At 71.0% G+C, this 13,381-nt stretch carries 9 protein-coding genes; 4 read left to right on the top strand and 5 right to left on the bottom strand.

All coding sequences use genetic code 11. The annotated features are described in order from the left end of the window. Positions 1-24: 24 nt before the first annotated feature. Together AC1DCT_RS10600 and AC1DCT_RS10605 are read right to left on the bottom strand one after the other, a co-directional pair. Positions 25-1,632, bottom strand: a complete 1,608-nt coding sequence (locus AC1DCT_RS10600; protein WP_477429062.1) for an FAD-dependent oxidoreductase — start codon at positions 1,630-1,632, stop codon at positions 25-27. After that, positions 1,629-2,678 carry a LacI family DNA-binding transcriptional regulator gene (locus AC1DCT_RS10605; protein WP_477429064.1) on the bottom strand — a complete coding sequence of 350 codons (1,050 nt, stop codon included), beginning with the start codon at positions 2,676-2,678 and terminating at the stop codon, positions 1,629-1,631. Before AC1DCT_RS10605 ends, AC1DCT_RS10600 begins: the two co-directional genes overlap by 4 nt. A gap of 160 nt (positions 2,679-2,838) precedes the next feature. On the opposite strand from AC1DCT_RS10605, the gene AC1DCT_RS10610 reads away from it, so the two are divergent. Beyond that, entirely contained in the window at positions 2,839-5,145 is a 2,307-nt protein-coding gene (locus AC1DCT_RS10610; protein WP_477429066.1) for a hypothetical protein, read from the top strand. A gap of 39 nt (positions 5,146-5,184) precedes the next feature. Here AC1DCT_RS10610 and AC1DCT_RS10615 read toward each other — a convergent pair whose 3' ends face one another. The 3 genes from AC1DCT_RS10615 to AC1DCT_RS10625 form a co-directional block, all read right to left on the bottom strand. Next, positions 5,185-8,034, bottom strand: a complete 2,850-nt coding sequence (locus AC1DCT_RS10615; RefSeq protein ID WP_477429068.1) for an FAD-binding and (Fe-S)-binding domain-containing protein — start codon at positions 8,032-8,034, stop codon at positions 5,185-5,187. Positions 8,035-8,220: 186 nt separating this feature from the next. Beyond that, positions 8,221-9,027, bottom strand: coding sequence for a 2-phosphosulfolactate phosphatase (locus AC1DCT_RS10620; protein WP_441978157.1), 807 nt, complete (start codon positions 9,025-9,027; stop codon positions 8,221-8,223). A 66-nt stretch (positions 9,028-9,093) separates the two neighbouring features. Next, positions 9,094-9,633 carry a VOC family protein gene (locus AC1DCT_RS10625; RefSeq protein ID WP_477429070.1) on the bottom strand — a complete coding sequence of 180 codons (540 nt, stop codon included), beginning with the start codon at positions 9,631-9,633 and terminating at the stop codon, positions 9,094-9,096. A 105-nt stretch (positions 9,634-9,738) separates the two neighbouring features. Between AC1DCT_RS10625 and AC1DCT_RS10630 the strand changes: the two genes are divergently transcribed. From AC1DCT_RS10630 to AC1DCT_RS10640, 3 genes are all read left to right on the top strand, one after another. Continuing rightward, positions 9,739-10,677 carry a J domain-containing protein gene (locus tag AC1DCT_RS10630; protein WP_477429072.1) on the top strand — a complete coding sequence of 313 codons (939 nt, stop codon included), beginning with the start codon at positions 9,739-9,741 and terminating at the stop codon, positions 10,675-10,677. Between the two features lie 287 nt (positions 10,678-10,964). After that, positions 10,965-12,707 carry a sensor histidine kinase gene (locus AC1DCT_RS10635; protein WP_477429074.1) on the top strand — a complete coding sequence of 581 codons (1,743 nt, stop codon included), beginning with the start codon at positions 10,965-10,967 and terminating at the stop codon, positions 12,705-12,707. Next, on the top strand, positions 12,698-13,363 hold the full coding sequence (locus tag AC1DCT_RS10640; RefSeq protein ID WP_477429076.1) for a response regulator: 666 nt from the start codon (positions 12,698-12,700) through the stop codon (positions 13,361-13,363). The genes AC1DCT_RS10635 and AC1DCT_RS10640 overlap by 10 nt, the downstream gene beginning before the upstream one ends. Positions 13,364-13,381 lie beyond the last annotated feature (18 nt).

Raw genomic sequence — 13,381 nt, forward strand, 5'->3', positions numbered from 1 at the left:
GGCTTTCTTGATAGGAGGGACGCGCTAGTAGCCGAGGATCTCCGGCCAGTGGAGCTCGATGCCCGACTCGACGAGCCGGCTCTGGAACCGCTGTCGCAGTTCCTGGTCCGAGAGCACATGTCTCGGAAGCGTGGATTCGTCGATGCAGAAGCTGGCGAGCTCACCCGCGGACTCCCCGATGTTCCATTCGACGGGATGGAGGCGGTATGCGCCGTTGGTGATGTGGGTCGTGCCGATGTTCTTCGCGGCGGGGATGAGGTTGCGCGTGTCGACGGGGACGAGCGCACCGAGAGGGATCTCGAACGGTGCGCACTCGACATCGATGTAGTTGTCGCCGCCCGTCGAGGGGTGCAGGTCGATCCGGTACATGCCGACGCCGACCGAGTCGGGGAAGGTCGCCGGACCGGCGTGACCGCGGGACGCGACCGAGATGTCCTGTTCGACCACGGTGGTGACCGCCCGGATGCGACGCGACTCGCGGACGTACGGCGCCTGCGCGAATCCGTCCGCCGTGCCGGTCTGATCGCCGCGCGGGCGCAGTCCCGGCCAGCCCGTGCCGCCGTCGGGGCGCGGGGCCTCGGTCTGCAGCCAGTACAGGTAGGAGCGGGAGAGCTCCTTCGCAGCGGCGCGGTGGGTCGCCGCATCGGGATCGTCGAAGACGGATCCGTCGAGGTAGTCCAGCATCGGCCAGTTGGCCATGACGATGTCGCTCTCGTAGGCGCCGGGCAGGAAGTTCTGACGGGCGATGATCCGGCGGAACTCCCACAGGTCGAGATCGCCCGGATCCTCGCGGGGATCCGGCGTCGCGCCGTCATCGCTGTAGGGCGGATTGACGTGGAACGTGCGGGATTCGGGCTCGAGCGTGCGTGGCTGCGGTGCGGTGAAGGAGAGCAGCCGGTCGCCCCAGAAGGCCGGCGCGTACTCGCGCCAGTACTCGTACGTCGCCGGCCGCTCGATCGTGAAGTCGGCGCCCTCGACATGGTCGAACACGAAGCACCAGGAGATCGCCTGGAGATTGCCGGGATCGGCCTGCTCCGGCGCGCTCGGCTCCCCCGTCTCGGAGCGCGACTCCGCCCCCGCGACGTAGTCCGTCCCCGTCAGTGGGAGGAGCTCTCCCGTCTCGGTGGCATCGAGTACGAACGGGGCCTCCACCTGCACTTCCGTGCCGTCCTCGACGTGACGAAGGGTCACGGAGGAGACGACGTGCTCTGCGACCAGGGCAGACGTCGGCACGTAAGGCTGCAGGACGGTGAGCCGGCCGCTGGAGAGGTACGGGGCGAGCTGCTGCGCGATCACCGAAACGGCGACCCGCGGCTCATGACAGAGCCTGCTCACGCGTCCGAGTCCGGGGTTGAGCCTCGGGTCGCGGCGGGCGGCGTCGGTGAGCGGGTAGAAGGAGCGGTAGTACGCACGGATCCCTTCGCGCAGCGCGCGATACCGGGCCGTGACGCCGAACTGCTCGACCCAGATGTGCTCGTCCGGCGGAACCGCCTGAGAGGTGAGCTGACCGCCGAGCCACGCGTACTCCTCGGAGAGGATCACGCGCTTGCCGCGGCCGAGAGCGGCCAGCGCAGCGGCGACGCCCCCGAGCCCGCCTCCGATGATCGCGATGTCGGCGCGAAGCTCCTTCATACGTCGGCCCGACGTGCCATCAGCGTCTCGCCGGGTTCGAGGGACCCCTGCAGAAGGCGCTGCCGATCGATCGTTCCCGCGCTTTCGGGGTCGGCCGCGATCAGCTCCCTGAGCAGGCCCAGCGCCTCGAAGGCGATGCGCTGGCGCGGGGTGTGGAAGCCGGAGAGGCGCAGGCCTTTGACGGTGTGACTCTGCACCTCACCGAGCGCGGCGATGGAGACCTGTACCGGCAGCGCGACACCCTGCCGCTCGAGGGCGAGCGCGAGGTCTTCGGCGGCGAAGGCGTCTTCGGCGACCACGAGGGTCGCGCCGCTCTCGACGATCGTGCGCGCGGTCGCGGCGAGATCCCGGCCGACTTCGGGCAGCGAGCGGAAGGACAGCGGTCCGCCCGCACCTGCCGCCTCGATCTCGGCGAGCCGGTCGCGGGACGACGGGGTGTCCCGATCGCCGTGCACGTACACCGCCGACGTGTGGCCCAGCTCGACCGCCCGTGCGATCAGATCGCGGGTGAGCGCGCGGTAGTCGATCCCGACGTAGGGCACGCCTTCGGCCTCGTCGCGTCGTCCGACCGCGACGAACGGGAAGCCCTCGCTGACCAGACGGGCGAGCTCCTCCCCGTCCATGTGCTGGCCGAGCAGGATGCAGCCGTCGGCGAGGCGCAGCCGCGTGTTCCGGTGGAAGAGGCGGCGCGAGCCGTTCTCGACGGGCGAGCTCGTGAAGAACAGGAGGTCGCAGTCGTACCGCTCGGCGGCGCGTTCGATCCCGTTGAGCAGCGGACCGTAGAAGTCCATGCTCTCCGCGGTCAGGGCGGACTCGTAAGTGAAGACGCCGAGGATCTTGTTGTCGAGCCCGGCGAGCCTGCGCGCGGCGGGGTCTGCCACGTACGTCGTCTGCTCGATCGCGCGACGCACCCGCTCCCTCGTGGCCTCCGGGATGCGGACGTTCGTGCCGTCCCGATCGTTGAGCACGAGAGACACCGTCGTCTGACTGACCCCGGCGATCCGTGCGATCTCCTTCTGGGTCGTCTTGCCCGTCTTCCCCGACATTGCGTCCTCCGCGTCTGATAATGCCTATCACCAAGGCGATGCCCCGACGCTAATGCGTATCTTCACGAAGCGCAAGTCTTCTTGACTTCCACGATGGAGAGGGATCAGACTGAAACCCGTTCGTGCGCTAATGCGCATTATCATGATCAAGGGAGATCCGATGACGAAACCGAACGATGCCGGCGCGGGATTCACGCGCCGAGGATTCCTGGGCGCCACCTTCGCCGCGGGCGCACTGCTGGTGGCGGCCCAGAGCCCGATCCGCGCGAATGCGACCGCGGGCGACGTGACCCTGAGTGCCGACGGAGTGAGCATCGTCGCGAGCGTCGGCGGGCGCGTCGCGATCAGGGATGGCTCGGGTGTCATCCGGATGCAGGGCTCCAAGTTCCAGACCAAGGACACCGCGACGGGCATTCAGGTCTCCACTGGCGGAACGCCCACGCTCGTGACGCTCGCCGACGGCACTCCTGCCATCCGGATGGACTACGTGATGCCCGCCGCGGCCGGGCCGATCGCGGTGTACGGGTTGTTCTCGATCAGCACGCGCCATGTGCGGCTCGAGTGGCACGCTTCAGGATCCGGTGTCTTCATCCCGGACGGGTTCCTGTTCAGCCGGGCGATCATGTCAAGCACCGAGCCGGACGGCTACGTCGCGCTCACCGAGTGGAAGAGGGACGCCGGCGGAGGAATACCCTTCGAGGACGCGGTCGGCGTCGCGCACACATCGGCATGGGGCGCCCTGCATGGGCTGCTCATCCTCGACCGCTCCCGCCAGTCCTGGACGAATTCCACCTGGGTGCACGCGCCCGGGGTGACCCAGCCTGACGGCAGCGTCGTGAGCCGGGCGGACTTCTTCTTCAGTGACAAGCGGCCCTCGGCGGTCGCCTCGATCGGCACGGCGCAGGACCTCGGCATCGAGGTCTGGACAGACCGGCCGTTCGGTCTGTGGACATCGGCCGGCCAGCAGCTCACGATCTCCGCCCAGGTCGCCAACGGCGCGGCGACCGATCGCGCGGTCGACCTGGTCTGGTGGGCGCGCGACTTCAACGGGAACCTGCTGGCGAGCCAGACGGTCGCCGTGGTCGTCCCGGCTGCCGGAACCCTCGACCACGCCTTCTCCCTGACCGCACCGGGATCCGGCTTCGTCGTCACCGAGGTCGCGGCGGTCTCCGGCGGGATCGAGGCGTTCGCCCGCACCAACCTCGCGGCGGTCCCGCCGCGGGACGACGCCGCGACGTCGGACAGCATGTTCGGCATGGCCAACTACCCGTGGCTCCAGGTGCCCTCGGCCACCGCATTGCTCGACCTCTGGCAGAGCATCGGCGTCGACCGCGTGCGGATCTCGTACGACGGCGGGCCCGGGCTGCCGCCCTCGGCCTTCGACGCCCGGGGCATGTCGCACAACATCGAGTTGCAGCCCTCGCTCACAGCCACCGCCGCCGAGGCGACGGCCTGGGCAGACACGAACACGGCGACCGCCGTCGCGGCCGGCGCCGAGTACTTCGAGGTCGGCAACGAGCTGAACCGTCCTTTCAACACCGGCACCGCCGCACAGTCGTACATCGACAAGGCGCTGCGTCCGGTGCACGACCGGGTGGTCGCCACCGGAGCATCGCTGAAGCTGCTGAACAACGGGCTCGCGGGCATGGACGAGCCCTGGGTGCAGAACTTCCACGCCGGCGGCGGCTGGGACCTCATCGACGGCATCGCCTTCCACCCCGGTCGAGGCAACTTCACCCCCGATTACGAGCCGCAGGGCCCGGTGGACGCGGGGGCGAACGGCACCTATTGGAACTTCCTCGGAGGCCTGCGCCGGCTCAAGGCGCTCATCGCGCAGTACGGGCCGAAGGAGATCTGGATGACCGAGGCGTACGCCTGCACCAAACCCAACGCGTGGTGGTACGACACCTACCGGCACGCCGCGGAGAACGTGTTCCTGAGCCTTGCGCTCGCGAAGGCGGAGGGCGTCCGCTGCGTGTGCTGGTACCAGTTCCACGACAGCGTCCTCGGTAATCCACAGGTCGCGAACCCCGCCGACGCCGAGTATCACTACGGCCTGATGAACCGCGACACCAGCGCGAAGCCGTCTCTGCTCGCCTACGCGAACGCGGCACGGCTGCTCGACCGCGCCACGTTCGTCCGCTGGCTCAGCTTCGCGGACCCGGAGAACAAGGGCCTCCTCTTCGATACCCCCGAGGGCGAACTCGCCGTGCTGTGGAACCGCGCTGACGGCTACATCCTGAACGCCGACCACGACCCTGCGGGCAGCACGTTCCCCGCGCCCGAGCTCTGGCTGGATCCGTGGCCGACCAAGACCGCGCTGACGGTCCCGGCGAGCGGTACGGGCGTCACTCGGATCGACTGCATCGGGCAGGAGACGTCCCTCGGCGTCGCCGCAGGAACGGTGGCCCTCATCCTCGACGGCGCGCCCCGCGTCTATCGCGGGCTCGACTGCAGCGGACTGTGACCCGGAGGCGCCACGACCCCCTCGTCCCCGCCGCCCTCCTCAGGCCCGGGTAAGCTCCTCCAGCACCTCGACCACGTGCCGGTACGGCCGGCCGGTGGCGCGGCTCATTCCGAGCTCGCAGGTGCGGTTCGCCGAGACGTAAGCGTCGAAGCCACCGCGCAGGGCGTCGGCCGTCGCGACCTCGGCGGCCTCGACCGCGGTGGCGCTCGAGGTCAGCTCGGGGTGCAGCATGCCGCGGTCGCCCGCGAACGCGCAGCAGCCCCAGCCCTCGGGCACGTACACCTCGTCGGCGACGGCCGCGGCGAGCGCGCGCAGGGCATCGTTCGCATCGAGCTGCGTGGTCGAGCAGGTCGGATGCACCGCGACGGAGCGAATCCGCTCCCGCACGGTCAGCTTCGGCAGGACTTCCCGCGCGAGGAAGGTCGTTGCGTCCTCGATCCGCAGCGCGGCGTACTCCGGGCGCTCCGCGACGGCCTTCGCCAGCATCACGTGCAGCCCCTCCGTGCAGGAGGCGGCGTCGCAGACCACGGGCAGGGCACCGTTGCGGCTCGCTGCCCAGAGCGCCGGCAGCACGCGCTCGGTCATGGTGGCGTAGCCATCGAGCTGGCCCTTGGACTTCCACGGGGTGCCGCAGCAGAGCCCGCCCGCATCCGGCGGCACAACGTACGCGATCCCGGCACGCTCCAGCAGCAGCCGCACGGCCTCACGCGATCCCTCGCCGTGCACGCCGTCGGCGTCCTGCTCCGCGCCGAACATCGTGCCGATGCAGGATCCGAACAGCACGGCCTCCGCATCGGCCGGTTTCTGAGCCTGCAGCGCGCGCGTTCCTCCGCCGGGGAGACGCGCGTCGTACAGCGGCACGGTGTCGGCGCCGAGCACGGCGCGGGCGGCCTTGGTCACGCTTGTCACGAGTGGTGCCGGCAGGGCGTCAGCGACGTTCAACGCGAAGCCGCCGCCACGGGTGATCGCGCCCCAGCCCTTCGCGGCGACGTTCCACACGCCCTGTTCGAGCCGGCCCGCCTCCTCGGCCCGCAGCCGACGCACGAGATCGCCGGTGTTGATGTCGACGGGGCAGGCGACCCCGCACATGCCGTCGACGGCACAGGTCTGCACGGCGTCGTAGTCGTAGTCCCGCGCGATCTCGGCGGCCACGTCGACCTCGCCGCGGTGCAGAGCGGCCGTCATGTCGCGGCGCAGCACGATGCGCTGCCGCGGGGTGAGCGTGACGTCCTTGCTGGGGCAGGTCGGCTCGCAGTACCCGCATTCGACGCAGCGGTCGACCTCACCCTCCACCGTCGGCACGAGTTTGAGATCGGCGAGGTACGAGCCGGCGTCGTCCGACAGTATGACGCCCGGGTTGAGGATCCCGTCCGGATCCACGAGCCCCTTGATCTCCCACATCATGTCGGTGAGCACGTCGCCGTACTGCCGGCGCACGAAGGGAGCCATGATGCGCCCGGTGCCGTGCTCGGCCTTGAGCGTGCCGCCCTGGGCGAGCACGAGCGCGACCAGGTCCTCGGTGAAGGCTTCGTAGCGGCGCAGCGCCTCAGGATCGTCGAAGCGCTCGTTGATGAGGAAGTGCACGTTGCCGTCCTTCGCGTGCCCGAAGATCACGCAGCCCTCATAGCGGTGCTTCTCGAACAGCGCGGTGAGGCCCTCGCACACGCCGAGCAGGCGCTCGACCGGCACCGCGATGTCCTCGAGCAGTGCCGTCGTGCCCGACGGGCGGGCTCCCGCGACCGCCGTGTACAGCCCCTTGCGGACGGTCCAGAGCTCCCCGCGCTCGACCGGATCCTCGGTCATGCGTGCCGGGGTCGTGAGCGGCAGGGACGCGACATGCGCGAGCGCCGCCGCCGTGCCCGCGGCCAGCGCGTCGGCATCCGCGGCGTGCACCTCGATCAGCAGCGCCGCGTGCCCCTGCACGTCGATCCCCGCGATCACCTCCGGCACCGTGCTCAGTCTCTGCGCGACCCGCAACGACGCCGCGTCCAGGAGCTCGATCGTCGCGAGTCCGAGCGAGGTCAGGCCGGGTAGCGCCGCCATCGCGTCGGAGAGCGTGTCGAACACCAGCAGCCCGGTCGAGATCGCCGGCTGGATCGGGATCGTGCGGAACCGCGCCTCCGCCACGAACGCGAGCGTCCCCTCGGATCCGATCACGAGGTGCTCCAGGATCCGCACCGGATCGTCGAAGTCGAGGAGGGAGTTGAGGCCGTATCCCATTGTGTTCTTCATCGAGAACTGGCGCGCGACCTCGGCGCTCAGGGCCGGATCCCCGCGCAGACGGTCGCGGAGGTGCTGCAGACCCCGGACGATCTCGGGCTCTCGATCGCGCAGCTGTGCCAGGGCGTCGGGTGCGGCGGTGTCGAGGATCGTGCCGCTCGGCAGCACCAGCAGCATCGACTCGATCGTGCGGTACGAGTTCTCCACGATCCCGCAGGCCATGCCGCTCGAGTTGTCGGCGACCACGCCGCCGATCGTGCACGCGATCTCACTCGCCGGATCCGGCCCGAGCTTGCGCCCGAAGCGGGCCAGCCGCGTGTTCACCTGGCGCACGGTGGCACCGGGCTTCGCGGCGATCCAGGTGCCGTCGTCGGCGACGCGGATGCCGCGGAACGCCGAGCGCGTATCCACCATGACGTCCCCCGTCACGCCCTGTCCGCTGAGGCTCGTGCCACCCGAGCGGAAGGTGAGGCTGCGCCCCGCCGCGCGCACGGCGGCGAAGACCCGGGCGACGGCCGCTGCGTCCTGGGGAACGAGCACCGCGTCGGGCACCAGGAGGTAGTGCGAGGCGTCGTGCGCCCGGGCGAACCGGTCGATCGTGCGCGAGGCCACCCGGACGTCGGGCCCGAGCGCGGCCTCGTCCAACGGCGAGGTCAGAGTGGCGGGCATGCGATTACTCCTCGGCGGATCGGGGTGTCTCCAGTCTGGCCCCCATCCATGCGTTTCCCTCCCCTGGCCGTCGTCCCCTCCCCTGAGAGGCGCTTCTGCGGGGAGGGAAAGGCGCTACGAGGAGGGAAACGCGGTGGAATCGGGGATGAGCCGCGGATCGGGGATCGAGGACGAGCGGGGACCGGGTCAGGCGCGAGCCGCCGGATCCACCGCCCGGAACACCCCGTCCACGAGCACCGGGACCGTCGTGGACACATCCGTCTGCGCGGCGAGTTCGACGTCCGCGCCCTGCCCCTCGTCACGCAGCTCGACGCCGCTCGACGAGGCCGTGAACAGGTGCCGGGTCGCCCGGGCCAGGCCGGTGTACGCGGCGCAGGCCGCGGCGGCTTCGGGTGAGCAGGCGTCGATGCCGAGCGCGCCCAGGGCATCGATCACGGCGCCGGCGGTGAGCATGTCCTCGACGGAGAACCGCACCGTCTCGTCGTCGCGCACCTCGCCGCCCGCGACCACGGCGACCTTGACCCGGCGCCCGACGGCGTGCTGATGGTCGAGGATCCACTGCGCGACGGCGGAGCGGTTGCGCAGCGATGCGGCGAGCACCGGCACACCGAACCCCGCGGCCGCCGCCGACAGCCGCGAGCCGTTGAACGACGGCACCACGGCTCGGGTCGCACCGAAGGCTGCGACGTTCTCGGCGGTGAGGCTCGACGGCGACAGCGTCACCCCCGCTCCCCCGCGCGGTCCCGCAAGACGGGCCTCTCCGAAGCCGTGCTCAGCCGCGATGCGCTCGGCCTCGACGCGCGTACCGGGGAACGGCTGCACCTCGAGCCCCTCGGTCACGGCCCGCTCCACGGTCGTCGTGAACGAGATCGCGTCGATCACGACGATGACGCCTGCCCCCTGTGCGATCGAGCGCAGGCCCTCGCGCGCCCAGTCGAAGCGCACCTCGTAGTCCTGCTGCAGCGGATGGTCCGGGCTCATCGGGGATCTCACCCGGGGAATGCTACCCGGGTGCGGTCCAGGCCTGCGCTCCCACATCGACCCACCGCGACCGGGGACTCACCCCTGGTCGTCGGAACGCACCGGGGCGCTGCTCCAGCCGGACGCCGACCCGGTCAGCGCGGCGTCGAGCGACTCCTGCGCATAACGCATGTTCTCGGCATAGCGCGGTTCCTGCAGACGCTGCCACATGACCTCTTCCGGCACGTCTTCGACCTGGGCGGTGATCCACCAGATGTTGCCGAACGGATCCTTCACACGCCCGCCGCGCTGCCCGAACGCGTTGTCACCGAGCTCGGTCACCACCGTCGCGCCGCGATCCAGAGCCCGGGCGAATGCCGCGTCGGCGTCGGCCACCCAGACGCGCAGCAGACTCGGCATCACCGGCCACTCGTCACGCCGGTCGAAGGCGAGCACCACGGTGTCACCGACGCGGATCTCGCCGTGCCCGACCGAGCCGTCCTGGGTCTGCACACGGGCGAGCTCCTCCCCCTCGAACGCGCCCGTGATGAAGTCGAGGAGCGCGCCGGTGTCGTCGGTCACCACCCAGGGCGCGACGGTCGTATAGCCGGTGGGCGTCGCGGGGTCGATCATCGCCATGGCGGATCCTCTCGTCGTCGTCTCGAGGCTACGAGCAGCCTCCGACATCGGACCGGATACCCTGTACTCCGCTGTTCCACCGCCGCGGACCACCTGAGGAGGGCGATGTTCGACAGTCCGCTCTCGGCCTCCGCGTACGAGGTGCTCGGCGTCGGCGCGAGCGTCGACCACGAGGAGCTGCGCCGCGCCTACCGACTGCAGCTGCGCCGCACGCACCCCGACACGGGCGGCGACGCGACCGTGTTCATCCAGGTGCAGCGCGCCTGGGAGCTCGTCGGCACCCCGGAGCTGCGCGCCGCCTACGACCGCGGGCACGGATTCGCCATCGACGAGGTCGCGTGGGACGGCTGGCGCGCTCCGGCCGCGCGCACCGATACACGCCCGCGTGCGAAGGCCTACGGCGAGGCGGGCGCGAGCCGGCGGCGTCACTACGTCGCGCAGGTGCATGCCTGGGCCGGATCCGAAGTGCCGGATCCGTACGACCCCGCGTTCGTGCGCACGGTCCCCCGCGAGCTGCGCCGGATACTCGCGAACGCCCTCGCCGAGGAGCACACCGCGCGCGCCGTCGCGGACCTGGGCATGGGTTTCACGGCCTGGCACGACGTGGCCGTCCCGGCCGGCGCGGCCACGGTCGGCGGCGAGGCCCCGTCGCCCGATACCCTCGACCACATCGTGCTCGGGCCGAGCGGGCTCTACGGCCTGATGTCGGCCGACTTCGGCGAGATCGCGCGCTTCCGCGCCGGCGAGGTCATCGCATCCGGCGCCGGGTCCCGCGCACCGATCACCGCCCTCGTGACGCAGGTGCGCACGATCGCGCGCGCGGCCCGGGTGCGCTTCGGCGGGGCGATCCTGGTGCTCCCCGACGATGACCTGGCGCAGGCGACCACGCCTCTCGGTGCGATCCGCGGCACGACCGTCGTGGTCGTTCGCCGCAGCGCGCTGCGCCCGCTGCTCCGCGCCGGCGTACCCGGATCCCGCACGATCGGCGGCACCGAGCTGTTCGACCTGCGCACGCGGATCCAGCAGACCGTTCGCTTCGCCTGAGCGCGAGGGGATCCGGTCGTTGCTCGTCTGACCGCGAGGAGGTCTGCTCCCGGTATCTCTTCACCCCCTTTCACCGTCTTCACCCCCTCTGGCGGACGTCAGCACGAGGGGGCGAAGGCGCTCCGGGGAGGTGAACGCAGCGGGCCGCCACTCCAAGCAGGTACGCGCGCCCCTCCCCGCACGGGACCCAGGCCCATGGTCACCGCACCGTGCCGCGCGACATCATGGGGTGTGCACGTCGTGCGCGCCGCGAGCGGCGAAGAAGGAGCGGTGAAGAAGGAGAGGCGATGGCGGATCCGGCGACCGTCGACCCGTCCTCCACCGTGCACCGAGGCGGCTCCGACCGCCCGCTGCCCGCGGCCCTCGTCATGATCGCGGTCTTCGCCTTCCTCCTCGGCGCTGTCGAACTGGGCATCGGGCTGCGCACACCTGACACGCTCTGGGTGGTGGCGCTGTTCACCGGGGTGTTCTGGATCTGGGTCGCCGCAGGCGTGCTCGCCTGGTGGCGCCGCCCGCACAACAACACCGGCCTGCTGCTGGTGGTCGGTGGCATCGCATTGTTCCTCGCCGGGCTCGTCAACCTCGGCGTCGACGCGCTCTCAGTGCTGAGCGCGATCTTCGCGACGAGCCCGCTCGCCATGACGATGCATCTGCTGCATGCGTTCCCGTCCGGGCGCCTGCGCGGGCGGCTCTCGATCACGACCGTGGTGCTGGGCTGGGTGGCGTGCCCGGTCTTCCAGCTCGCGCTCGTGCTGCTCTCGGCGTCCGCGCCGGCCGCCGTCCCGATCGTCGCCGCCGTGCAGAAGACGCTCGGGATCACGGTGATGGTGCTCACGGCCGTCGTGCTGACCCGGCGTCTCGTCGTCGCCGACCCGGGCCACCGGCGCGCGCTGCTGCCCCTGTTCGGCTACGGCATCGTGGCCGTGCTGCTGCTCGCCTTCGCGCCCACGATCGTCGGCGCATTCGGGTGGGATCCGGCGATCGGCGGCGTGACGCAGCTCATCGTCTCGGCGGCGATCCCCATCGCCTTCCTGCTCGGGGTGCTGCTCGGCGGGTTCCGCCGCACCGGCGACCTGGAGCCGCTGAGCGCCTGGCTCGGCATCACCGGCGCGGGCGGACCGGCCGTCGCCCGCGCCCTGGCCGGCACTCTCGGCGACGACTCGCTGCGCGTCGTGTACTGGGCCACCGAACGCGGCGAGTACGTCGACGAGACGGGCGCGCCGGTCGACCCCGCCCAGCGCGGACCGGACCGGGGCTGGTGCGAGATCCGCGTCGACTCGCGTCTCGTCGGCGCGATCGTCTACGACACCCGGATGACCGCGGATCCGGCGCCCGTGCGACGTGCGGGCGACGTGCTCGCCATCGCGATCGACCGCGAGCGACTCACCGCGGAGCTGCTCGCGAGCAACGATGCGCTCACGCAGTCGCGGATCCGCCTCGTCGAGACCGCCGACCGGGAGCGCTCGCGGATCGCGCAGGATCTGCACGACGGCATCCAGGTGCAGCTCGTGCTGCTCGCCCTCGCGGCGCAGACCATCGCGAACGCCCCCGATGCCGGCCCGGCGACGAGCGAGGCATCGGCGCGGCTGCGGCACGGGATCGACGAGGCCGCGGCCGATCTGCGCCGCCTCGTGCACAACGTGCTGCCGGTCACCCTCACCGAGCGCGGGCTGACCGCCGCAGCGGAGGACCTCGTCGACCGGCTGGCGATCCCCGCGACGCTGGAGGCCAACATCGACGACGCCACGATCTCGTCGACGACCGCGCACACCGCCTACTTCATCGTCGCCGAGGCACTGACGAACACGGTCAAGCACTCGAAGGCGTCGCGAGTGCGGGTCACCCTGCACGTCGAAAGCGGCCTGCTGCACATCCTCGTCCGCGACAACGGCGTGGGCGGGGCGAGCGTCGACCGCGGTGCGGGCCTGCGCGGCCTTCTCGACCGCGTCGACGCGCTCGGCGGCAGCCTGCGGATGCGATCGGATCCAGGACACGGCACCGAAGTGAAGGTGGAGCTGCCATGCGCGTGATCATCGGCGAGGACGAGGTGCTGCTGCGCGAGGGGCTGCGGCACCTGCTCGCACAGGACGGCTTCGAGGTCGTGGCGGCCGTCGGCGACGCCGAGGCGCTGCTGGCGCAGGTCGAGCTGCTCGCGCCGGAGCTGGTGATCACCGACATCCGGATGCCCCCGACGCACACCGACGAGGGGCTGATCGCCGCGCTGCGGATCCGCGAGGCGCATCCCGGGATCCCGGTCGTCGTGCTCTCGCAGTACGTGCAGCGCCGCTATGCGACGGAGCTGCTCGACCAGAACAGCGGCGGATTCGGGTATCTGCTCAAGCAGCGCATCGCCGACGTCACGACCTTCACCGCCGACCTCCGCCGGGTGGCCGCGGGCGGCACGGCCCTGGATCCGGAGGTCGTTTCGGTGCTGGTCACGCGGGCGAGCCGCGCGAGTGGAGCCGTCGGATCCCTCACGCCGCGCCAGCTCGAGGTGCTCTCGCTCATGGCGGAGGGACGCAGCAACGCGCGGATCGCGACGGACCTGTTCCTCTCCGAGAAGGCCGTCGTGCAGCACACCTCGCACATCTACACCGCGCTCGGGCTTTCGGTCGACGGCGACGACCACCGTCGCGTTCTCGCGGTGCTGCGTTTCCTCGCCTCGGTGGCGGAGGAGTACCGGTGAGGAGGAGTCCCTACCCCC

The sequence above is a fragment of the Microbacterium sp. 10L49 genome (assembly GCF_056395125.1).

Coding starts and splice junctions, on each gene's coding strand:
- AC1DCT_RS10610 (WP_477429066.1), top strand. CDS start 2,839: ATGACGAAACCGAACGATGCCGGCGCGGGATTCACGCGCCGAGGATTC.
- AC1DCT_RS10600 (WP_477429062.1), bottom strand. CDS start 1,632: ATGAAGGAGCTTCGCGCCGACATCGCGATCATCGGAGGCGGGCTCGGG.
- AC1DCT_RS10635 (WP_477429074.1), top strand. CDS start 10,965: ATGGCGGATCCGGCGACCGTCGACCCGTCCTCCACCGTGCACCGAGGC.
- AC1DCT_RS10625 (WP_477429070.1), bottom strand. CDS start 9,633: ATGGCGATGATCGACCCCGCGACGCCCACCGGCTATACGACCGTCGCG.
- AC1DCT_RS10630 (WP_477429072.1), top strand. CDS start 9,739: ATGTTCGACAGTCCGCTCTCGGCCTCCGCGTACGAGGTGCTCGGCGTC.
- AC1DCT_RS10605 (WP_477429064.1), bottom strand. CDS start 2,678: ATGTCGGGGAAGACGGGCAAGACGACCCAGAAGGAGATCGCACGGATC.
- AC1DCT_RS10615 (WP_477429068.1), bottom strand. CDS start 8,034: ATGCCCGCCACTCTGACCTCGCCGTTGGACGAGGCCGCGCTCGGGCCC.
- AC1DCT_RS10640 (WP_477429076.1), top strand. CDS start 12,698: ATGCGCGTGATCATCGGCGAGGACGAGGTGCTGCTGCGCGAGGGGCTG.